At 64.0% G+C, this 20,934-nt stretch carries 19 protein-coding genes; 2 read left to right on the forward strand and 17 right to left on the reverse strand.

Going from position 1 to position 20,934, the window contains the following annotated elements:
* Positions 1–72: 72 nt before the first annotated feature.
* The 4 genes from AC1DDS_RS04945 to AC1DDS_RS04960 all read right to left on the reverse strand — a co-directional run bounded on the left by AC1DDS_RS04945 (position 73) and on the right by AC1DDS_RS04960 (position 5,011).
* Positions 73–456, reverse strand: a complete 384-nt coding sequence (locus AC1DDS_RS04945; protein WP_477477868.1) for an AGROH133_08824 family phage infection protein — start codon at positions 454–456, stop codon at positions 73–75.
* 197 nt (positions 457–653) lie between these two features.
* On the reverse strand, positions 654–2,870 hold the full coding sequence (locus AC1DDS_RS04950) for a primosomal protein N' (protein ID WP_477477869.1): 2,217 nt from the start codon (positions 2,868–2,870) through the stop codon (positions 654–656).
* Between the two features lie 55 nt (positions 2,871–2,925).
* A complete protein-coding gene (locus tag AC1DDS_RS04955; RefSeq protein ID WP_477477870.1) occupies positions 2,926–4,059 on the reverse strand; it encodes an AAA family ATPase in 1,134 nt (377 codons plus the stop codon).
* A 49-nt stretch (positions 4,060–4,108) separates the two neighbouring features.
* Complete coding sequence (locus tag AC1DDS_RS04960) at positions 4,109–5,011, reverse strand: GNAT family N-acetyltransferase (RefSeq protein ID WP_477477871.1); 903 nt, start codon at positions 5,009–5,011, stop codon at positions 4,109–4,111.
* Positions 5,012–5,138: 127 nt separating this feature from the next.
* Here AC1DDS_RS04960 and AC1DDS_RS04965 point away from each other — a divergent pair, with 127 nt between their 5' ends.
* Positions 5,139–6,074 (forward strand): tyrosine recombinase XerC, encoded by a 936-nt coding sequence (locus AC1DDS_RS04965; RefSeq protein ID WP_477477872.1) that lies wholly within the window; start codon positions 5,139–5,141, stop codon positions 6,072–6,074.
* 137 nt (positions 6,075–6,211) lie between these two features.
* Entirely contained in the window at positions 6,212–7,297 is a 1,086-nt protein-coding gene (locus AC1DDS_RS04970; protein WP_477477873.1) for a TraB/GumN family protein, read from the forward strand.
* Between the two features lie 38 nt (positions 7,298–7,335).
* On the opposite strand, the gene AC1DDS_RS04975 is transcribed toward AC1DDS_RS04970, so the two are convergent.
* The 13 genes from AC1DDS_RS04975 to zapE all read right to left on the reverse strand — a co-directional run bounded on the left by AC1DDS_RS04975 (position 7,336) and on the right by zapE (position 20,925).
* Positions 7,336–7,836: a cytochrome b gene (locus AC1DDS_RS04975; protein WP_477478245.1), complete on the reverse strand. Its 501-nt coding sequence runs from the start codon at positions 7,834–7,836 to the stop codon at positions 7,336–7,338.
* Between the two features lie 116 nt (positions 7,837–7,952).
* Positions 7,953–9,359: a dihydrolipoyl dehydrogenase gene (lpdA, locus tag AC1DDS_RS04980; RefSeq protein ID WP_477477874.1), complete on the reverse strand. Its 1,407-nt coding sequence runs from the start codon at positions 9,357–9,359 to the stop codon at positions 7,953–7,955.
* Between the two features lie 25 nt (positions 9,360–9,384).
* Positions 9,385–10,137 (reverse strand): SDR family oxidoreductase, encoded by a 753-nt coding sequence (locus tag AC1DDS_RS04985; RefSeq protein ID WP_477477875.1) that lies wholly within the window; start codon positions 10,135–10,137, stop codon positions 9,385–9,387.
* Entirely contained in the window at positions 10,134–10,640 is a 507-nt protein-coding gene (locus AC1DDS_RS04990; RefSeq protein WP_477477876.1) for a hypothetical protein, read from the reverse strand. Before AC1DDS_RS04990 ends, AC1DDS_RS04985 begins: the two co-directional genes overlap by 4 nt.
* A 3-nt stretch (positions 10,641–10,643) precedes the next feature.
* Positions 10,644–11,285, reverse strand: coding sequence for a LysE family translocator (locus AC1DDS_RS04995; protein ID WP_477477877.1), 642 nt, complete (start codon positions 11,283–11,285; stop codon positions 10,644–10,646).
* A 16-nt stretch (positions 11,286–11,301) separates the two neighbouring features.
* Positions 11,302–11,715, reverse strand: a complete 414-nt coding sequence (locus tag AC1DDS_RS05000) for an MAPEG family protein (protein WP_477477878.1) — start codon at positions 11,713–11,715, stop codon at positions 11,302–11,304.
* Between the two features lie 12 nt (positions 11,716–11,727).
* A complete protein-coding gene (odhB, locus tag AC1DDS_RS05005) occupies positions 11,728–12,948 on the reverse strand; it encodes a 2-oxoglutarate dehydrogenase complex dihydrolipoyllysine-residue succinyltransferase (RefSeq protein ID WP_310413097.1) in 1,221 nt (406 codons plus the stop codon).
* Between the two features lie 50 nt (positions 12,949–12,998).
* The gene (locus tag AC1DDS_RS05010; RefSeq protein WP_477477879.1) at positions 12,999–13,298 is read right to left on the reverse strand and encodes a YciI family protein; all 300 of its coding nucleotides are present in this window, start codon (positions 13,296–13,298) and stop codon (positions 12,999–13,001) included.
* Positions 13,299–13,312: 14 nt separating this feature from the next.
* Positions 13,313–16,309, reverse strand: coding sequence for a 2-oxoglutarate dehydrogenase E1 component (locus tag AC1DDS_RS05015; protein ID WP_477477880.1), 2,997 nt, complete (start codon positions 16,307–16,309; stop codon positions 13,313–13,315).
* 148 nt (positions 16,310–16,457) lie between these two features.
* Positions 16,458–17,360 (reverse strand): succinate--CoA ligase subunit alpha, encoded by a 903-nt coding sequence (gene sucD, locus AC1DDS_RS05020; protein WP_477477881.1) that lies wholly within the window; start codon positions 17,358–17,360, stop codon positions 16,458–16,460.
* A 17-nt stretch (positions 17,361–17,377) separates the two neighbouring features.
* Positions 17,378–18,571, reverse strand: coding sequence for an ADP-forming succinate--CoA ligase subunit beta (gene sucC / locus AC1DDS_RS05025; RefSeq protein ID WP_477477882.1), 1,194 nt, complete (start codon positions 18,569–18,571; stop codon positions 17,378–17,380).
* 30 nt (positions 18,572–18,601) lie between these two features.
* The gene (gene mdh, locus AC1DDS_RS05030) at positions 18,602–19,564 is read right to left on the reverse strand and encodes a malate dehydrogenase (protein ID WP_310413109.1); all 963 of its coding nucleotides are present in this window, start codon (positions 19,562–19,564) and stop codon (positions 18,602–18,604) included.
* 179 nt (positions 19,565–19,743) lie between these two features.
* Positions 19,744–20,925 carry a cell division protein ZapE gene (gene zapE, locus AC1DDS_RS05035; protein ID WP_477478246.1) on the reverse strand — a complete coding sequence of 394 codons (1,182 nt, stop codon included), beginning with the start codon at positions 20,923–20,925 and terminating at the stop codon, positions 19,744–19,746.
* Positions 20,926–20,934: the final 9 nt, after the last annotated feature.

Genomic DNA, 20,934 nt, shown 5'->3' on the forward strand with positions numbered 1-20,934 from the left:
AGCCTTGTCCCGAATTTTGGCAAAATTGAATCCGCTGCTGCCGATTCCGCGCCGCGAGGGAGAAAATCCTTCTCAGACAAGGCCGAAAACGTAGGCGAGCGGCAAGGCGGCGAGCACCAGTTGCGCCACAAACAGAGCAAGGTTCTTCATGCTGAACGAGGCGTCCGACATCATCGAGAGCACACGCCCGAAGGCGGCCAGCGCAAAGGCCGAGCCGACCGCGAGGTAGGCCCAATCCTGTGCAACCATCACGGCGGAGAGAGCCAGTCCGGCGTGAAAACCGCCGAGAGAGCGAGCAGCGGCATATCCCTCCGCCGTTCCGTCGCGCAACTGAAGGCCGTTGAACTTCAGGCTCGATCGCGGCGCGAACAGGCCGACAAGACCGAACAGAAGCGCGGCGAGCGCGCCGCAGAATGCGAGAAATTCCCCAGTTTCTGTCGGAATATAGAATTCCATGAACGCTCTCCGGCGCTTACCCTTGGTCTGGTGGACTTATTGCACAAACCTGCGGCGCGAGGAATCCGGAGCGACTGGTTATGCACGACGATTGGTCACGATGGCCCTGCCAGACCATATCACCTTGCGCTGGCAGCTTCCGACGCGTCCCGTCTGGCTGCGACACTGTGACACCATCGATGACCGGCGTAGTGGGTTCAGAGGAAACTCTGCGGGTCAATATCGACCTGCACGAGGACGGAGCCGCGCTCCTTCGGCCCGTTGGCCAGCATCGCGCTCAGAAAGGCCTGCATGTCGCTGGAGCGCTGGCCGTGCACGAGCAGGCGGAAGCGATGGCGACCGCGGATCAGCGCCAGCGGCGCCTCGGCGGGGCCAAGGACGGCGATGCCGGAAACGGCCGGCGCCGCCTGCCGCAGGCCACGCGCGTGCCCTTCGGCGTCCGCGCGGCTGTCGGCGGAGACGATGACGGAAGCGAGGCGGCCGAAGGGCGGTAGCATCGCCTTCTCGCGTTCGCCGATCTCGCGTTCGTAGAAGTCGCGCGCATCGCCGGACACGATCGCCTGCATGACAGGATGCAGCGGCTGATAGGTCTGGATCAGGCCGTGACTCTTCAAGCCCGTTCGGCCCGCCCGTCCCGTCACCTGCGACAGAAGCTGGAAGGTGCGCTCGGCCGCACGCGGATCGCCGTTCGACAGGCCGAGATCCGCGTCGACGATGCCGACCAGCGTCATCAGCGGGAAATTGTGCCCCTTCGCCACCAGTTGCGTGCCGATCACGATGTCCGCCTCGCCCTTGGCGATCGCCTCGAGCTCGAGGCGCAGCCGCTTGACCCCCATCAGGTCGGAGGAGAGCACGATCGTGCGCGCATCCGGAAAGTGTTTTTCGACTTCCTCGGCGATGCGTTCCACGCCGGGACCGCAGGCGGCCAGGTGATCGAAGGTACCGCATTCCGGACAGGCTTCCGGCGTGCGTTCGGCATAGCCACAATGGTGGCACTGGATCTGCCCGCGAAACCGGTGCTCGACCAGCCAGCTCGAACATTGCGGGCACTGAAAACGGTGGCCGCAGACTCGGCAGAGCGTGAGCGGCGCATAGCCGCGACGATTGAGAAAGAGCAGCGCCTGTTCGCCGCGCTCGACCGTCTTGCCGATGGCCCGCAGCATGACGGGCGAGAGAAACCCGCCGCGCTGCGGCGGATGGCGGCGCAGGTCGACAAGGTGCAGGTCCGGCAGTGCCGCTTCGCCAAAGCGCGTCGGCAGGTGCAGAGCCTGGTAGCGGCCATGGTCGGCATTGACCCGGCTTTCGACCGACGGCGTCGCCGAGACGAGGACGGCCGGAAAATCGCCGATCCGGGCGCGCACCACCGCCATGTCGCGGGCATTGTAGAAAACGCGGTCTTCCTGCTTGTAGGCCGGGTCGTGCTCCTCGTCGACGATGACAAGGCCGAGGTCCTCGAATGGCAGGAACAATGCCGAGCGGGCGCCGGCGACGACACGCACCTCTCCCGTCGCCACCTGCCGCCAGACCTTTTCGCGGGTTCGGGGGGCCAAATCGGAATGCCACTCGGCCGGCTTGGAGCCGAATCGCTCCTGGAAGCGTTCGAGGAAACTTGACGTCAGTGCTATTTCCGGCAGCAGGATCAGCACCTGCCGACCCCGCCGCAACGTTTCCGCGATCGCCTCGAAATAGACCTCCGTCTTGCCCGAGCCGGTGATGCCGTCGATCAGCCCGACACTGAAACGGCCTGCGCGCACCTGCTCGACGAGATCGGCCGCCGCATCTGTCTGCGGTCCCTCCAGCCGTGGCGCTACATAATCCGGGTCGGGCCTGGCCACCACCGGCGGCGGCGGCAGGAAGACCGTTTCAAAGCTGCCCTGCGCGGTCAGCCCGTCGATCACGCTCGAGGAAGCGCCGGCTGCGTGGGCGAGGCCGGAGCGGGTCCAGGGGAAGCCTTCATCAGCCAGCGCCAGCACCCGCTCGCGCGCCGCCGTCATGCGCTCCGGCCGGACCCCGGTGAAGCGCAGCCCCTCGATCATCGGCTCGGGGTCGAAGGCGGCCGGCGCGCGCAGCGCCATCCGCGCCACCAGCCCCGGCGGCGTCAACGTGTAGGCGGAAACCCAGTCGATGAAGACGCGCATTTCCTTCGTCAGTGGCGGGCAGTCGAACACCTTCTCGATCGGCCGCAGCTTCTTCGGATCGACCGTGTTGTCGCTCTCCCGGTCCCAGACGACACCGAAGACGAGGCGCGATCCAAGCGGAACCTGCACGATCGAGCCCGGCTCCGCCGCCATGCCCTCCGGGACGGCATAGGAGTAGGGGCGCGGCGCGGGCATCGGCACAAGCACCGGCACGGTCACCGATACGGGGCGCGGCGTCGGCGGCCCGCCGAACAGGTCGTCGGACAGGCGGTTCATGCGGCAGCGTTCCCACGCCGCATCAGGGGCGACAATTCCATGCGGACGGCAATGCTCACGCGTCCTCCTCCGCGATATCGCCGGTCAGCCGCATGCCCTCGATCCAGGTGGCGCCCTCGTTGCGGATCACGCGCTTTGCCCGAATGCCGCAGTGCTGCTCCACCTCGCGCGCCAGCAACTCGGAATGGGTGACGAGCCAGACCTGGCTCGAGCGCGCCGCGCTGGAAATCATAGTGGCGAGCGCCGGCAGCATGGAGGGATGCAGGCTCGCTTCCGGCTCGTTCAGCGCGACGAGCGGCGGGCTTCGATAGGAGAGCAGTGCGGCTGCCAGCGCAAGGAAGCGGATCTGGCCGTCGGATAGTTCACGCGGCTGGAACGTGCGCCGGGGAAACTGCGGAAACACCAGCCCGAAGGAGGCGAACTCGCCCGGCTCAGGCACCGAGAGACTTGCGCCCTCGAAAGCTTCGGCGATCGCCCGGTCGAGGTCGACTGTGTCCTGTCGGGTATGGGCGAGCGTCGCAAACACCGCCGCCAGATTGCCGCCGTCCTCGTCCAGCATCGGTGCGGTGACGGCCAGGCAGGGCTGGCGCAGGGGCGATTCGCGGTCGGTGCGGAAGCCGTGGAAAAAACGCCATTGCGATACCGCACGGCGGAAGGTGCCGATTTCCGGGTAATGGCCGGCGTCGCCGAGAAGGGCCAGCGCCGTTTCCGAGGTCAGCGCCTGTTCCGGATATTCCTCCATTCGCCCCGCTTCGTTGCGCACCATGATGCCGGGGCCGGTACGCTTCAGCATCGTCACCGGCCGGCTGCCGGTTTCGATGATCAGTTCCTCCGTCTTGATCTGCGGCTCGAAGGCAAAGCCCGCCGCGGCCGGCGGGCGAAGGCCCGCCTCGATGCGGTAGCGGAAGGTGATCGCCCGCTCCTCATCGAGGAGTTCCGCCTCAAGCCGGATGCGGATCGGCTCGTTCGGGCGCCTGCGGCCGGTCCACAGCGCCGAGGCCATGCCACCTTCGGCGGCGATCTCCTCTGCAAGCGTGCCCCTGACGGCGGCCTGCACGAGCTGCAGCGAGCGGTAAAGGTTCGATTTTCCCGTACCGTTCTCGCCGACAAACAGGTTCACCTGGCCGAGATCCATGCGGATCGACCGGAGCGAGCGGTAGTTTTCGGCAAGCATGGAGCGCAGCAACATGGCCTTACCTAAGCGATTCCACGCGCCAGAGAAAAGGATTAATGCGTCCTCAGGCGCGCGGGAACACCGCGTCCGGATCCTGTGCCAGCGAGAAAACGCTGTGACGCTCCAAGGCCTTGGTCACTTCCATCGGGTCGCCCGCCAATTCGTCCGGCTGGATCAAATTGCCGATCGTGAACTCGAACCGGTTGCTCTTCTTGTTCAGGAGCTCGTGGAAGACGGTCATGTCGCGCAACTCGGTGGACCATTTGGCAAGCCAGTAGAACAGACCGGAATTGCGCGCCGACATGTGCACCGGCAGGATCGGCAGGTCGTACTTGCGCGCAAGCGACACGGCCGAGATCTTCCACGGCCGCTCGTTCAATCGGCCGTCGCCCCAATAGGCGATACGGCCGGAGGGAAAGAGAATGGCGGCCTTTCCCTCGGCAAATGCCCGGTTGGTGAGGTGAAGCGTCTCGCGCGTCTTCAGTTTGCTTTTGTGCTCCTCGCGCCATTCGACCGGGATGATCATCTCGGCGAACCGCGGATTGACACGGATGGCATCGCGATTGGCGAAGAACATCATGTCCGGACGCCGCGTCTTCATCAGGTCGAACATGGCGATACCGTCGGCAATCCCGGTCGGGTGATTGCTGACCAGCAGAAACCCGCCCCGCTCGGGGATACGATCCGGATGGCGGACCGCGACGTCCAGCATCAATGACGCACTCAGGAATTCAAAGGCCTGGAAGCCAGACATGTTGGCAACGGCGTCCGCGAACTCGATCGCCCGGCGATAGTTGAGCACCGTGTAGAGAAGGGGCCGCAAAACAGACCAAAGCGGGTGGAGGACAATCCGCGTTCCGCGCTCGGCGATCAGCGTATCGACGATATGGCCGGGCTGCCCCTGCGACACGAGCGCCAAGGTCTCTGCGAAATGGGCGAAAGCCGTTGCTGAATCGCGCCTTTCCATGGGATTCCCTGCCGAGTACAGCCCGATATCGCAGTTCCATATGATCTAATCGTGACAGTTGCGAAGTCAATGTTAGCAAATCCCTAACCGCGTGACCGCAGGATGGCCCGACAGGGAATGGATATCGATGGATCAACTGCTCATCATTGCCGACCAGGCGCTGCTGGAGGAACGCACGGCCTGGCTTGCCACGCTCGCTCAAGAGCGCCGCCTTTCAGACAATACGCTGGACGCCTATGAGCGTGACACGCGCCAGTTCCTTGCCTTCCTGACGGGCCACCTCGCCGCTCCGGCCCGTCTGAAGGACATAGACAACTTGCGACCCGCCGACCTGCGCGGCTTTCTGGCGGCCCGGCGGCGTGACGGGGTCGGCGCCCGCACGCTGGGGCGGGGCCTGGCCGGCTTGCGTTCCTTCCTGCGCCATCTCGAGCGCAAAGGCCTCGCCAATGCGGCGGGTGCGGTGGCGATTCGTTCGCCGAAGCAGCCGAAATCACTGCCCAAGCCGCTGACTGACCAGCAGGCGCTCTCCGTTGTCGATGCCGGCGCGCAGCTGGCCGAGGAGCCCTGGATCAGCGTCCGCAACGCCGCCGTGCTGACGCTCCTCTACGGTTGCGGGCTCCGCATCTCTGAAGCCCTGTCGCTTACGCCGGACGACTTCGCCGCCGGCACGAATTCGCTGCGCATCACTGGCAAGGGCGGCAAGACCCGCATCGTGCCGCTGCTCACGGCCGCCCGCACCGGTGTCGAGGATTACGTCCGCCTCTGTCCCTACCCGCTCGCCAACGACCAGCCGCTTTTTCGTGGCGCTCGCGGCGGCCCTTTGCTGGCGGCCATCATTCAGCGCGAGATGCAGAAAATGCGCGGCGCCCTCGGCCTGCCGGACAGCGCCACGCCCCATGCGCTCCGCCACTCCTTCGCCACGCATCTGCTCGCCGGCGGCGGCGACCTGCGCACGATCCAGGAATTGCTTGGCCACGCCAGCCTTTCGACCACCCAGGTCTATACCGGGGTGGATTCGGCCAGACTGCTCGAAATCTACGACAAGGCGCATCCGCGCGCCTGATATCAATCGACGCTCAGCTCGCCCGGTGCGGAATTGCCACGCAATCGCCGCGCCGACCTGCCACAAGTGGTCCCGTTAAGGGATTGTGAGGGCTCCGCCGCTAGTTTCAGACTGAAATCGCTGGGAGCCGAAAGCTGATGAATCGTTTCCTTCAACCGGCACGGGACCATATCCTCGATCGCCTGGCGGACACGGCCCTCTGGCTCGTGGCAACGCTGCACGTCCTCGCCGCCGTGCTGTTCTTTTCCGTCCTGCTGTCGCTTTCCCCGGCAAGTGCCGCCGAGGAGCCGGCCTGCGGCGGGGAGAACCTGCTGGCAAGGATGCAAGCAAGCGACCCGGCGGGCTATGACAAGCTGGTTGCGGAAGCAAAAGCGACGCCAAACGGCGAAGGTATCTTCTGGAAAATCGAGAAAGCGGGTATCGCCCCGTCCTACCTGCTCGGCACCATGCACGTGACCGACCCGCGCGTGCTCGCCATGCCGGACGGCGCAAGCGCCGCCTACGAGAATGCCGGGACGGTCGTCGTCGAATCCGACGAGATCGCCGACGAGCGCAAAGCGAGCACCGCCCTGCTTGCGCGACCGGACCTGACGATGTTTACGGACGGACGCACGATCACCGGCCTGCTCGGCGAGAAGGACGCGACAATCCTTGCCGCGGGGTTGAAAGCGCGAGGCCTGTCGCTCGCCGCCGTCTCGCGGATGAAGCCCTGGATGATCGCGAGTTTTGTGGCGCTGCCGGCCTGCGAAATGGCGCGCAAGCAGGCCGGTGCGGCTTTCCTTGACCAAAAGCTGGCAAAGGAGGCCGTTGCCAAAGGCAAGACCCTCAAGGGGCTGGAAACGCTGCTCGAACAGATCACGGCTCTTGACGCGCTGCCGATCGAGCCGCAGCTGGCCGGCCTCGTCCAGACCGTCGAGCTCGGCGACGGCATCGACGATGTCATCGAGACCATGAGCCAGCTCTACCTGGCCGGCGAGACCGGCATGATCATGCCGATGATGCGGGCGGCCGTACCGGAGGGCGAAGACGACGCCGACGCCTATGCCGATTTCGAGCAGCGCATCATCATCGACCGCAACCACCGCATGGCTGAGCGCGCAGTCCCCATCCTGGCCGGCGGCAACATCTTCATCGCCGTCGGTGCGCTTCACCTGCCGGGCAATCAGGGGGTGATCGAATTGCTGCGGAACAAGGGCTTTACCCTGACCGCAGTCGGCAAGTAGCAGGCCTCGGCCGCCCCCCGTTTGGGACTGCCCGCAGGTCAGCCCTTCGTCATGCGTTGCGCGACCGCGGTCTTCCAGTGGAACTGGTGGACGAACAGCGCGGCGACGTGCACGACGATCAGGATCCACATGGCCAGTTTCAGCGGCCCCCCATGCGGCAGCGCCGCACCGCCGATCCCGAAATAATAGGCGGCGATTCCGCTGAGCGGCAGGGCAAAAAAGAGCAGATAGAACGTCACGTGCACGACCTTGGCCGCCGTCTTGAAAAGCGGTGGCTCCTCTGCCGGAGCATCTGGTGCCCCCTGCGCCAGGCGCAGCAGGATCCGCAGGACGGCAAGGCAGAGGACGGCGATGCCGACATAGGCGTGGATATTGGCCGCCGAAACCTGGTCTGCGGTCGGGGTCCCGCCGTCACGCACCACACGCCAGAGCTTTTCCATGTCCTCGGCAAAGAGGAGGTTGAAAAGGATGAGGGCGGCCATCAGCCAGTGAACAAGACGCTGTGGCACCGAATAGGACAAAACAGCTGCAGATTGCATTTTCTTGCCTTTTATCAAGATGTTAGCTTTATCAACATCCTGAACATAAAAACCGCGGCTTGTTCGGCAAGCCGCGGTTTCCAAGGTGGACAAAATTTAATCTGCCGTTTGCGTTTTCACATGTGAATCGGCTTGAAGAAGGCGGCGAGTGCTGCTTCCTTCACCGCTTCCGACATGGTCGGATGGGCATGGCAGGTGCGGCCGAGGTCTTCCGCCGAGCCACCGAACTCCATCAGGACGGCGATCTCGTGGATCATCTCGCCGGCGCCGAAGCCGACGATGTGGCCGCCGAGCACGCGATCGGTTTCCTTGTCCGTAAGGATCTTCACGAAACCGTCGGTGACGAGCATGGCGCGGGCACGGCCGTTGGCGGTGAACGGGAACTTGCCGACCTTGTAGGCAACGCCTGCCGCCTTCAGCTCTTCTTCGGTCTTGCCGACGGAGGCGACTTCCGGCTGGGTATAAACGACGCCCGGAATGACGTCATAGTTCACGTGACCGGCCTGGCCCGCGAGGATCTCGGCGATCGCGACGCCTTCGTCCTCGGCCTTGTGCGCCAGCATCGGGCCGCGCACGACGTCGCCGATCGCATAAACGCCCTTAACGGTCGTCTGGAAGTGGCCGTCGATCTCGACGAAGCCACGCTTGTCCATCGCAACGCCGGCCTCGGCAAGCCCAAGACCTTCGGTGTAGGGCTTGCGGCCGGTGGCGATCAGCACGACGTCGGCTTCGATCGTCGTCGCCTCGCCGCCCTTGACCGGCTCATAGGTGACCTTCGCGCCGGTGGCAGACTTTTCGACCGCCGTCACCTTGGCGCCGACCTTGATGTCCATGCCCTGCTTGGCGAGCATGCGCTGGAACTGCTTGGAAACCTCGCCGTCCATGCCGCCGAGGATGGTGTCGAGGTATTCGACGACAGTGACCTTGGCGCCGAGGCGCTGCCAGACCGAACCGAGTTCGAGCCCGATCACGCCGCCGCCGACGACGACGAGGTTCTGCGGCACCTTGTCGAGCGCGATCGCACCCGTGGACGAGACGATCACCTTCTCATCGATATCGACCGGAACGCCCGGAATGCCGGCAACATCCGAGCCCGTGGCAATGACGATCGCCTTCGTTTCGAGTACCTGCTCCTCGCCCTTGTCGTTGGCGACGCCGACCTTGCCTGCGCCAAGTACCTTGCCGGTACCCTGGAAGGCATCGATCTTGTTCTTCTTGAACAGGAAGGCGACGCCGTCGACGTTGGCCTTCACCGTCGCGTCCTTGTGACCCATCATCTTCTCGAGGTTCAGCTTCGGTGCCAGGCCCTCGATGCCGAGCGCATCCATGCCGTGGGCGGCGTGGCTGTACATCTCGGAGGCATGCAGCAGCGCCTTGGAGGGGATGCAGCCGACGTTGAGGCAGGTGCCGCCATAGGTCGCGCGCTTTTCAACGACCGCGACCTTCAGGCCGAGCTGCGCCGCCTTGATGGCGCAGACGTAGCCGCCAGGACCCGAACCGATAACAACGAGATCATATGCCATGAAATGTCCTTCCTGAGGGCGACGGCTACCGGCCGCCGCTGACGTTGAGAGCGGCACCCGTCACATAGGAGGCCGCGTCTGAAAGCAGATAGAGAATCGATTGCGCAACTTCATCGGGCGAACCCGGACGTTGCAACGGAATTGTCGAAGCCAGGTCGCGCGCCCTGTCCGGCAGCCCGCCCGATGCGTGAATGTCTGTGTCGATGATGCCGGGCCGGACGAGATTGACGCGAATGCCTTCGGTGGCGACTTCGCGCGCTAGCCCGATCGTGAAGCTGTCGATCGCGCCCTTGGTGGCGGCGTAGTCGACATATTGCCCGGCCGAGCCAAGCAATGACGCCACGGAGGAGACATTGACGATCGCCCCGCCCCGGCCGCCGTGGCGCGTGGACATGCGCCGCACGGCTTCCTGCGCACAACGGATCGAGCCGATGACATTGACGGCGAACATGCGATCGAGGCGCTCGATGGAAATCTCATCGACGCGGGCGGGATGGCCGACGATGCCGGCATTGTTGACCAGACCGTCGAGGCGGGCGAAGGTCGCGTCCACCGCTGCGAAGATCGAGGCGAGTCCCACTTCGGTGCCGACATCGCCTTCGATCGCCACCGCCGAGCCACCGGCGGCACGGATCTCGGCAACGACCGCGTCCGCCGCAGCCGCATTCGACGCATAGTTGACCGCAACCTGCCAACCGGCCGCCGCGGCAAGCCGACAGACGCTGGCACCGATGCCCCGGCTTCCGCCGGTAACGAGAAGCACGCGATGATCGGTCATTGTGCGCAGCCCTTGTAGGTCAGGACGTCCCACGGAGCGACGGAGAGCTTTCCTTCGTCCCAGGCATTGGAAAAGCGCAATGCTGGGCCGATGCCGGCGAACAGCAGGCGTTGTGCGGCACCTTCTCCTTCGGCCGGGACCAGTTCGGCGGGTGTTCCGGCCTGATCCAGCGGATAGACAATTCCCTGCCAAACGGTGCAGGCGGCAATCTCCTCGCCGGTCACGTCCCCTTCCGGGCAGTTGTGCATGACCATGCCGATGGAGCGGACCACCTCGTCACCCATCATGATGTGACCGTCGAGCACGAGCTCGCCCTTCACGGCCTTCACCTTGAAACGATGCGTGATGGCCGCAGCCTCCGAACCGACGGGCTCGAAGGCAAGTTCATAGGCACCGTCGCGATCCGCGTAGACCGCCCGTTCCTGCTTGCACTCTTCCGCGAGAGCAGTATTCGCCACGCAGGCCGACAACGCCGTGGAAACCAGCAGGGATCGAGTGACCATGAGCTAGACCGCCCGTTCCGTTGCAAGCTTGATGCCGAGCCCAATGAAGACGACGCCGCTGATGCGGTCGATCCACTGGCTGGCGCGCGAGAAAGCGGCGCGCATCCTCGGTGTGGTCATGAACAACGAGACGCCGACGAACCAGAGGATCAGGGAGGCGGCCATGACAAGCCCATAGCCGAATTTCACCACCATCGGCGTGTGTGCGTTGACGACGGTCGAGAAGATCGACAGGAAGAAGAACACGGCCTTGGGGTTGAGCACATTGGCCATGAAACCGAGGCCGAACGCCTTGGGCGCCGACTGGCGCTTGGCGGGGGTGAGGGCGGTGCCCATCCCGGGGTCAATTTCGGTCTTGCCGGCGCGCAACGCCTTGATGCCGATATAGACGAGATAGGCGACGCCACACCATTTGACGATGTTGAAGAGATAGATCGACTGGGAAATGATCAGCCCCAGCCCAAGGATCGTGTAGGTGACGTGGACCATCAGCGAGGTGCCGATGCCGAACGAGGTGATGATCGCCGACCGGCGACCGTGGACGATGGACTGGCGCAAGACCATGGCGAAGTCCGCCCCGGGCGAGATGATCCCGAAGAAGAAGATCGCCATCAGGGAGGCAAGCTCGATCAGATAGGTATGCATCTCAGGTCTCCGTCGATCAGAGGACGAGGGCGGCGAACATGCAGAAAAGCCCGACAAGAGCGCCGAGCCATACCAGTGAGCGGATATAGGCAATACCCGCCAGATAGAGCGGCAGATAGAGGATGCGGCAGGCAAACCAGATCAGAGCGCCGCGATAGCCCCATCCCGACGGGTCCCCGGCAACGGCAAGGGAAAGTGCCAGGCCGACGAAGGCCGGGTACGTTTCGCGCAGGTTCGCCGAGGCTCGGGCCGCGCGGCCGGCAAGCGCGCCGGAAGGCTTGCGCTCCACATCGCGCGGGCCCGCATTCCATTCGGCGCCCAACTCCACCGTTGAGAAAAAGCCTTGCAGCGCAACCTGAAGGACGAGCAGCGCCGCGCTCCACGCCACGAGCGTGACGAAGGGTGAGGCGGCGAGCGCTGCTGCGTCCATGGTGATCCGTCCTTAGAGATCCAGAACCAGGCGCTCCGGATCTTCCAGGCTTTCCTTGACGCGCACGAGGAAGGTGACGGCTTCCTTGCCGTCGACGATCCGGTGGTCGTAGGAAAGCGCGAGATACATCATCGGGCGGATGACGATCTGGCCGCCGACGACGACCGGGCGCTCCTGGATCTTGTGCATGCCGAGGATACCCGACTGCGGCGCGTTCAGGATCGGCGAGGACATCAGCGATCCATAGACGCCGCCGTTGGAGATGGTGAAGGTGCCGCCCTGCATGTCGGCCATCGAGAGCTGACCATCACGGGCTGCCTTGCCGAGGCGGCCGATTTCTTTCTCGATCTCGGCGATCGACATCTGGTCGGCATCACGCACGACCGGGACGACAAGGCCCTTGTCGGTGCCGACGGCGACGCCGACGTGGCAGAAGTTCTTGTAGATGATGTCCGTGCCGTCGATCTCGGCGTTGACGGCCGGCAATTCCTTCAGCGCGTGAGTGACGGCCTTGGTAAAGAAGCCCATGAACCCGAGCTTGACGCCGTGCTTCTTCTCGAAGATGTCCTTGTAGCGGCTGCGCAGGTCCATCACCGCCTTCATATCCACCTCGTTATAGGTGGTCAGCATCGCGGCGGTGTTCTGCGCATCCTTCAGGCGCCGTGCGATCGTCTGGCGCAGGCGCGTCATCTTCACGCGTTCCTCGCGCGGCGCGTCGGCTTCCGACGACGGGGCACGCGCCTGGATCTTGACCGGCTCGGCGGGCGTGGACGGAACCGAAATGCCCTTGGCGACGGCAGTGATCACGTCGCCCTTCAGCACCTGGCCGCGCTTGCCGGAACCATCGACCTGGTCAGCCGACAGGTTCTTTTCAGCGAGCATCTTGGCGGCGGCCGGCGCCGGCGACATGGTGGACGCGGCTGCAGCAGCCGCAACCGGGGCGGCAGCGGCAGGTTCGGCCGCCTTGGCGGCGGGCGCAGCAGCGCCGGCAGAAGCGCCTTCGGCGATCTGGCCGAGCAGCGCGCCGAGGCCGACGGTCTCGCCGTTGGCGGCGAGGATCTCGGAAAGCACGCCGGAGGCCGGTGCCGGCACTTCGACGGTCACCTTGTCGGTTTCGAGCTCGACGATCGGTTCGTCAGCCTTGACGACGTCGCCGACCTTCTTGAACCAGGTGCCAACGGTGGCTTCGCTGACGGATTCACCGAGGGTCGGGACGCGGATTTCAGTAGCCATTGTTCAAGTCCTGAAATGTTGAATGGTTGAATTCTTGGGCGGATCCGGCCTCATGGCCGGAGGATCAGGGAGGGCATAGGCGCGATGCGGAAATGAAAGCCGAGGCCGGCGAGGATGACCGGATCGTTGTCGGCCACGGCCTGAGCCGCCGCCTTGTCCTCGACCTCGATCACCGCCATGCCCCAGGCGCCCTCGGGCTCGAAGACCGGGCCAACGGCGATTGCCGTTCCTGCCGCGGCCTTCTCGCGCCAGTAGGCGGCGTGCCGGTTCATGGCTTCCATCTCCTTCTCGCTTGCATCATGGGGAAAGCTTGGACGCGGCGGCAGCAGTTTCAAATGAAAATATGCCATCGCGTCCCCCTTCCTCAACCGCCGAGCGCATCCTCGAGGAATGCGGCCAGCTGTTCAAGATGCTTGGACATCAGACCCGTTGCCGGCGAGGCCGACGCCGGACGGCCGGTGTAGCGGACGCGCTGGTGCTTGGCATCGATGTGGGCAAGGACCCATTCCAGGTACGGATCGATGAACGACCAGGCGCCCATGTTCTTCGGCTCTTCCTGGCACCAGACCATCTCCGCATTGCGGAAGCGTGACAGCTCGTTGATCAGCGCCTTGGCCGGGAATGGATAGAGCTGCTCCAGACGCAGCAGGTAGACGTCGTCGATGCCGCGCTTCTCACGCTCCTCGAGCAGGTCGTAGTAGACCTTGCCCGAGCACATGACGACGCGCCGGATCTTGGCATCCTTCTGCAGCTTGATCGGACCGTCCTTGATCACCTCGGCATCGTCCCACAACAGTCGGTGGAACGAGCTTTCGCCGGCGAGTTCCGACAGGCTGGAGACGGCCCGCTTGTGGCGCAGCAGCGACTTCGGCGTCATCAGGATCAGCGGCTTGCGGAAATCACGGCGCATCTGGCGACGGAGGATGTGGTAATAGTTTGCCGGCGTCGTGCAGTATGCGACCTGCATGTTGTCTTCCGCGCAAAGCTGCAGGAACCGCTCGAGGCGGGCGGAGGAGTGCTCCGGACCCTGGCCCTCGTAACCGTGCGGCAGCAGGCAGACGAGACCCGACATGCGCAGCCACTTGCGTTCGCCCGACGAGATGAACTGGTCGAACACGACCTGGGCGCCGTTGGCGAAGTCGCCGAACTGCGCTTCCCAGAGCGTTAGCGCGTTCGGACGCGCCAGCGAGTAACCGTACTCGAAGCCCAGCACCGCTTCTTCCGAGAGCATCGAGTTGATGACCTCGAACCGTGCCTGGTTCGGCGAAAGGTTGGCCAGCGGAATGAAGCGGTCTTCGGTCTCCTGATCGTACAGGACGGAATGGCGCTGCGAGAAGGTGCCGCGCTCACAGTCCTGACCGGAAAGGCGGATCTTGTGGCCGTCGAGGCAGAGCGTGCCGAAGGCGAGCGCCTCGGCCATGGCCCAATCCAGGCCTTCGCCAGACTCGATCATCTGGGCGCGGTTGTCCATGAACCGCTGGATGGTGCGGTGTGCCTTGAACCCCTCCGGAATGGTCGAAAGCTTGCGGCCGACCTCCTTCAGTTGCTTCATCGGAAACGACGTCTTGCCGCGGCGCTGCTCGTCGGCATTGTCGGCGGCGCGCAGGCCCGACCAGAGGCCGTCCAGCCAATCGGCCTTGTTCGGCTTGTAGGACTGGCCGGCTTCGAACTCCTGCTCGAGCTTGGCGCGCCAGTCGGCCTTCATCTTCTCGACTTCACCGTCGGTGATCAGGCCCTCGCCGACCAGCCGCTCCGCATAGAGCTGCACGACCGTCTTGTGGGCGCGGATCGCCTTGTACATCTTCGGCTGCGTGAACGCCGGCTCGTCGCCTTCGTTGTGCCCGAAGCGGCGGTAGCAGAACATGTCGATGACGACCGGCTTGTGGAACTTCATCCGGTATTCGGTCGCAATCTTCGCCGCGTAGACAACCGCCTCCGGATCGTCGCCGTTGACGTGGAAGATCGGCGCCTCGATCATCTTGGCGACGTCAGACGGATAAGGCGACGAACGCGAGAAGGCCGGGTTCGTTGTGAAGCCGATCTGGTTGTTGATAATGACGTGGACGGTACCGGCGACGCGATAGCCGCGCAGGCCGGAAAGGCCGAGGATCTCCGAGATCACGCCCTGCCCCGCGAAGGCAGCGTCGCCGTGGATCAGCAGCGGCATCACCTTGACGCGCTCGCGCAGCGGAATGATGTCGCCCTCGAAGATCGTCGCCATCTGGTCCTGCTTGGCGCGCGCCTTGCCCATGACGACCGGGTTGACGATCTCGAGGTGTGACGGGTTCGCCGTCAGCGACAGGTGGACCTTGTTGTTGTCGAACTCGCGGTCGGAGGAAGCACCGAGGTGGTACTTCACGTCGCCGGAGCCTTCGACATCATCCGGGGCGTAGGAGCCGCCCTTGAACTCGTGGAAGATCGCCCGGTGCGGCTTGGCCATCACCTGCGAGAGCACGTTCAGGCGGCCACGATGGGCCATACCGAGCACGACCTCCTTCAGGCCGAGCTGGCCGCCGCGCTTGATCAGCTGCTCCAGCGCCGGAATCAGAGACTCGCCGCCGTCGAGACCGAACCGCTTCGTGCCCTTGTACTTGACGTCGATGAACTGCTCGAAGCCTTCCGACTCGATCAGCTTGGAGAGGATGGCCTTCTTGCCTTCCGGCGTGAAGTCGACGCCTTTGTCCGGCCCCTCGATACGGGCCTGGATCCAGGCTTTGATTTCCGGATCGGAGATGTGCATGAACTCGACGCCGAGCGTCGAGCAATAGGTGCGCTTCAGGATCTCGATCATCTGCGGGACCGTCGCGTATTCGAGGCCCAGCACGTTGTCGATGAAGATCTTGCGGTCATAATCGGCTTCCGTGAAGCCGTAGGCAGAAGGGGAAAGCTCGTTGTAGTCGTCGACCGGATCGGCCAGACCGAGCGGATCGAGATTGGCGTGCAGGTGGCCGCGCATGCGATAGGCGCGGATCATCATGATGGCGCGAACGGAATCGCGGGTCGACTGCTCGACCTCACTTGCGCTGACCGGCGCGCCGGTTTGCACGGCCACCGCTTCAGCCTTCGCCTTGACCTTCTTTTCGATCGCCTTTTCGACCGTGCCCCAGTCGCCGTCGAGGGCCGATACGAGCTCGCCATTGGCAGCGATCGGCCAGTTCGACTTCTTCCAGGACGCGCCCTGCGCCGCCTTCTGGATGTCGGCGGGCTGGTCGCCCAGGCCCTTGAAGAAGCCTTGCCATTCCGGCGACACCGAAGACGGGTCCTGCTCGAAACGGGCATAGAGCTGTTCGATGTAGTTGGCGTTGGCGCCGTCGAGGAACGACGTTACCTGAAACTGTTCGTTGGCGTCTTGTCTTTCCATGTGCCACTCGCGGGCGCCGCGCCCGCCTCCTGACTAAAATCCACCCCCGTCCTTCCGGGGGAAATGCCCGCCCGGCCCCTCGCAACGGCGGGGCCCGGGCGACCTTCATGGAACGGCCGGCTCAGTGCCGGCCGCCCAAGCGATCGTTTCAGCCCTTGAGGACTTCGACCAGGGTCGTGCCGAGACGAGCCGGCGACGGCGAGACGCGGATGCCCGCCGATTCCATCGCCGCGATCTTCGATTCAGCATCGCCCTTGCCGCCGGAAACGACAGCGCCGGCGTGGCCCATCGTGCGGCCCTTCGGCGCGGTGCGCCCGGCGATGAAGCCGGCCATCGGCTTCTTGCGGCCCTTCTTGGCTTCGTCCTTGAGGAACTGCGCCGCATCTTCTTCCGCCGAGCCGCCGATCTCGCCGATCATGATGATCGACTGGGTGGCTTCGTCGGCGAGGAACATCTCGAGCACGTCGATGAACTCGGTGCCCTTGACCGGGTCGCCGCCGATGCCGACGGCCGTGGTCTGGCCGAGGCCTTCGTTGGTGGTCTGGAAGACAGCCTCATAGGTCAGCGTGCCCGAACGGGAAACGATGCCGACCGAACCCTTGCGGAAGATCGAACCGGGCATGATGCCGATCTTGCATTCTTCCGGCGTCAGGATGCCCGGGCAGTTCGGACCGAGAAGGCGGGACTTGGAGCGGTCGAGGCGAGCCTTCACGCGGACCATGTCCATCACCGGAATACCTTCGGTGATGCAGGTGATGAACGGGATCTCCGCATCGATCGCTTCGATGATCGCATCCGCGGCGCCTGCCGGCGGAACGTAGATCACGGTCGCGTCGGCGCCGGTCTTTTCCTTGCCTTCGGCAACGGACGCGAAGATCGGCAGGGCTTCGCCCTTGGAGCCGGTCCAGGTTTCGCCGCCCTTCTTGGGATGGATACCGCCGACCATCTGGGTGCCGTAGTAGGCCAGCGCCTGCTCGGTATGGAAGGTGCCGGTCTTGCCGGTCAGGCCCTGAACGAGGACCTTGGTGTTCTTGTTGACGAGAATCGACATGAGTACAGGTCCTTCAATTAGCCGTTGATCGCAGCGACGATCTTCTTGGCAGCGTCGTCAAGATCGTCTGCCGCCGTGATCGCCAGACCCGACTCGTTCAGGATCTTCTTGCCGAGCTCGACATTCGTGCCTTCAAGGCGCACGACGAGCGGAACCTTCAGACCGACTTCTTGAACGGCCGCGACAACGCCCTCGGCGATGACATCGCACTTCATGATGCCGCCGAAGATGTTGACGAGAATGCCTTCGACCTTGGGGTCGGCCGTGATGATCTTGAAGGCCGCAGCGACCTTGTCCTTGCCGGCGCCGCCACCGACGTCGCAGAAGTTGGCCGGCTCCTTGCCGTAGAGCTTGATGATGTCCATGGTCGCCATGGCGAGACCGGCGCCATTGACCATGCAGCCGATGTTGCCGTCGAGCGCCACGTAGGCGAGATCCCACTTGGAGGCCTCGATTTCCTTGGCATCTTCTTCAGTCTCGTCGCGCAGGGCCTTGACGTCGTCGTGCCGGAACAGCGCGTTGCCGTCGAAGGAGACCTTGGCGTCGAGGACGCGCAGGTGGCCGTTCTGCATGACGATCAGCGGGTTGATCTCGAGCAGCGCCATGTCCTTCTCGTTGAAGGCCTTGTAGAGCGCCAGGAAGAGCGACTTGGCGTCTTCGGCAGCCGCACCCGACAGCTCGAGAGCCTTGGAGATCTTGGCGACGTCGTCAGCCGTAACGCCGGTTTCCGGATCGATGGCGATCGTATGGATCTTCTCCGGCGTGTCGTGAGCGACGGCCTCGATGTCCATGCCGCCTTCGGTCGAGACGACGAAGGCAACGCGACCGACCGAACGGTCGACCAGCAGCGAGCAATAGAGCTCGCGGGCAATGTCGGCGCCGTCTTCGATGTAGAGGCGGTTGACCTGCTTGCCGGCATCACCGGTCTGAGCCGTCACCAGCGTGTTGCCGAGCATGTCCTTGGCGTGGGCAACGACCTCATCGATCGACTTCGCCAGGCGAACGCCGCCCTTGGCGTCGGGACCGAGTTCCTTGAACTTGCCCTTGCCGCGGCCACCGGCGTGGATCTGGCTCTTGACCACGTAGAGCGGACCGGGGAGCTTCTTGGCAGCAGCCTCGGCCTCTTCGACCTTGAGGATGGCAACGCCTTCGGCGACCGGTGCGCCATAGCTCTTCAGAAGAGCTTTCGCCTGATATTCGTGAATGTTCATGGAAAAAACCTCTCTATTCGCCGAAGCGGATTACTTCAGCGCCGGAGCGATGTTGATGCAGGCTTCGCAAAGACCGGCGACGGCGCCGACCGACTTGTCGAAGGCTTCCTTCTCGTTCTTGTTGAGGTCGATCTCGACGATGCGCTCAACACCGCCGGCACCGAGAACGACCGGGACGCCGACATACATGTCCTTGACGCCGTACTGGCCGGACAGGTGAGCGGCAACCGGCAGGACGCGCTTCTTGTCCTTCAGGTAGGACTCGGCCATTTCGATCGCCGAGGCAGCCGGAGCATAGTAGGCCGAACCGGTCTTCAGCAGGCTGACGATCTCGGCGCCGCCGTCACGGGTGCGCTGGATGATCTGGTCGAGACGTTCCTGCGTGCACCAGCCCATCTTGACGAGGTCGGTCAGCGGAATGCCGGCAACGGTGGAGTAGCGGGCGAGCGGCACCATGGTATCGCCGTGGCCGCCAAGCACGAACGCGGTGACGTCCTGGACGGAGACCTTGAATTCCTCGGAGAGGAACAGGCGGAAGCGGGCGCTATCCAGCACGCCGGCCATGCCGACGACCATGTTCTTCGGCAGGCCGGAGAACTTCTGCAGCGCCCAGACCATCGCGTCGAGCGGGTTGGTGATGCAGATGACAAAGGCGTTCGGGGCATACTTCTTGATGCCGGCGCCGACCTGTTCCATGACCTTGAGGTTGATGCCGAGGAGGTCGTCGCGGCTCATGCCGGGCTTGCGGGCGACGCCGGCGGTGACGATGCAGACGTCCGCGCCTTCGATCGCCGCGTAGTCGCTGGCGCCGGTGAGCGAAGCATTGAAGCCCTCGACCGGGGACGACTGGGCGATGTCGAGGCCCTTGCCCTGGGGGATGCCGTCGGCAATGTCGAACAGGACGATGTCGCCCAGTTCCTTGAGGCCGGCCAGATGGGCCAGCGTGCCACCGATCATTCCAGAACCAATAAGTGCGATCTTCTTGCGCGCCATGAAAGTGCTTCCTTTGCGATCTAAGTTCGAAAGGTCGGCGCCGCAAACGCCCAACCGTCCGGCAAAACGCAATAGCGCCCAACGGCTGGAAGATCAATCACTACTTTTGGCGTGAGATATTTCAATCGGTTAGAAGTAAAATTTCTTACGTTCACGTAAGAATTACGGCTGCAAATTCGTCACAATTCGGCCATCCGTTGACGATGGCTTTCGGCATACTCCACGCTGCGGATCTCGATCAGCCGCGAAACCGTGCGGTCGAACTCGAACCCTTCCGTCCCCCTCTTCGCCACCAGCAGGTTTTCTGGCGCGGCGGCAGCGGACGCAAAAAGACGCGCGCCGTGATCGTAGATCGTGTCGACCAGGTTGATGAAACGCTTCGTCTCATTTCGGCGGTCCGGTCCGAGGAGGGGGATGTGATCGACGAAAATGGTATCGTAGTGCTTGAGAACGGCCAGATAGTCCGCCGCGCCATGCGGTCTTTCGCAGAGGTCGGCGAAGGAAAACCGCGCAACCCTGCCCCCCGCTGCCGGAATCGCAATCTTGCGCCCGCGAAAGCTGATCGCCGTCGGCGCCACATCCCGGTCGGCCGTTTCCCGCCGCCAGGCACGGTCCATCGCCTCGTCGGCCTCCGGACCGAGGGGAAAACGGAAGACCGGCAGGCCTTCGTCCTTCTCCAGGCGGTAATCCGTCTGCGAATCCAGCGCGACGATGTCGACGTGTTTCTTCAGGAGATCGACGAAAGGCAGAAACAGGCCGCGATTGAGCCCATCCCTGTAGAGATTGTCCGGCTCAACGTTCGAGGTCGCAACGAGTATGCAGCCGCGCGCGAACAACTCGCTGAACAGGCGCGACAGGATCATCGCATCGGCGATGTCGGTGACGGAAAACTCGTCGAAGCAGAGGAGCCGCGCCTCCGCGATCAGGCTTTCGGCGACCGGGGGAACGGGATCGGCCTGCTTCGTCTCACCGCGCTTCAACTTCTGCCGGTGCTGATGGATGCGGTCATGAACATCGGCCATGAACTCGTGGAAATGAGCCCGGCGCTTGCGCTTGATCGGCACCAGCGCGAAGAACAGGTCCATCAGCATGGTCTTGCCGCGACCGACACCGCCATGGATATAGAGCCCGCGGGGTACGGCGGACTTTTCCGGCTTGCGGGAAGCGAAGAGCCAGCCGAGCGCGCTGGACTTTCGCGCCGGGCGCTGGGCCTGGATGGCCTCCAGCAGGGCATCGAACCGCCGCGCCATCGCCGTCTGCAGCGGGTCGGGGCGCAACTCGCCCGCCGCTACCATCGCCGTCAGCCTGTCGGAGACACCGTGCTCGGGATAGGCGGAAACACCGTCCCAATCCTGCTTGATGGGCACCGT

This window comes from Mycoplana sp. 10N416 (assembly GCF_056394765.1).

Excerpts from the sequence above, each read along its gene's own strand:
- AC1DDS_RS04955 (WP_477477870.1), bottom strand. The coding sequence starts at position 4,059 with ATGTTGCTGCGCTCCATGCTTGCCGAAAACTACCGCTCGCTCCGGTCG.
- AC1DDS_RS04985 (WP_477477875.1), bottom strand. The coding sequence starts at position 10,137 with ATGACCGATCATCGCGTGCTTCTCGTTACCGGCGGAAGCCGGGGCATC.
- AC1DDS_RS04960 (WP_477477871.1), bottom strand. The coding sequence starts at position 5,011 with ATGGAAAGGCGCGATTCAGCAACGGCTTTCGCCCATTTCGCAGAGACC.
- AC1DDS_RS04995 (WP_477477877.1), bottom strand. The coding sequence starts at position 11,285 with ATGCATACCTATCTGATCGAGCTTGCCTCCCTGATGGCGATCTTCTTC.
- AC1DDS_RS04975 (WP_477478245.1), bottom strand. The coding sequence starts at position 7,836 with ATGCAATCTGCAGCTGTTTTGTCCTATTCGGTGCCACAGCGTCTTGTT.
- AC1DDS_RS05015 (WP_477477880.1), bottom strand. The coding sequence starts at position 16,309 with ATGGAAAGACAAGACGCCAACGAACAGTTTCAGGTAACGTCGTTCCTC.
- AC1DDS_RS05000 (WP_477477878.1), bottom strand. The coding sequence starts at position 11,715 with ATGGACGCAGCAGCGCTCGCCGCCTCACCCTTCGTCACGCTCGTGGCG.
- sucC (WP_477477882.1), bottom strand. The coding sequence starts at position 18,571 with ATGAACATTCACGAATATCAGGCGAAAGCTCTTCTGAAGAGCTATGGC.
- lpdA (WP_477477874.1), bottom strand. The coding sequence starts at position 9,359 with ATGGCATATGATCTCGTTGTTATCGGTTCGGGTCCTGGCGGCTACGTC.
- AC1DDS_RS04945 (WP_477477868.1), bottom strand. The coding sequence starts at position 456 with ATGGAATTCTATATTCCGACAGAAACTGGGGAATTTCTCGCATTCTGC.
- odhB (WP_310413097.1), bottom strand. The coding sequence starts at position 12,948 with ATGGCTACTGAAATCCGCGTCCCGACCCTCGGTGAATCCGTCAGCGAA.
- sucD (WP_477477881.1), bottom strand. The coding sequence starts at position 17,360 with ATGTCGATTCTCGTCAACAAGAACACCAAGGTCCTCGTTCAGGGCCTG.
- AC1DDS_RS04970 (WP_477477873.1), top strand. The coding sequence starts at position 6,212 with ATGAATCGTTTCCTTCAACCGGCACGGGACCATATCCTCGATCGCCTG.
- AC1DDS_RS05010 (WP_477477879.1), bottom strand. The coding sequence starts at position 13,298 with ATGGCATATTTTCATTTGAAACTGCTGCCGCCGCGTCCAAGCTTTCCC.
- AC1DDS_RS04965 (WP_477477872.1), top strand. The coding sequence starts at position 5,139 with ATGGATCAACTGCTCATCATTGCCGACCAGGCGCTGCTGGAGGAACGC.
- AC1DDS_RS04990 (WP_477477876.1), bottom strand. The coding sequence starts at position 10,640 with ATGGTCACTCGATCCCTGCTGGTTTCCACGGCGTTGTCGGCCTGCGTG.
- mdh (WP_310413109.1), bottom strand. The coding sequence starts at position 19,564 with ATGGCGCGCAAGAAGATCGCACTTATTGGTTCTGGAATGATCGGTGGC.
- AC1DDS_RS04950 (WP_477477869.1), bottom strand. The coding sequence starts at position 2,870 with ATGAACCGCCTGTCCGACGACCTGTTCGGCGGGCCGCCGACGCCGCGC.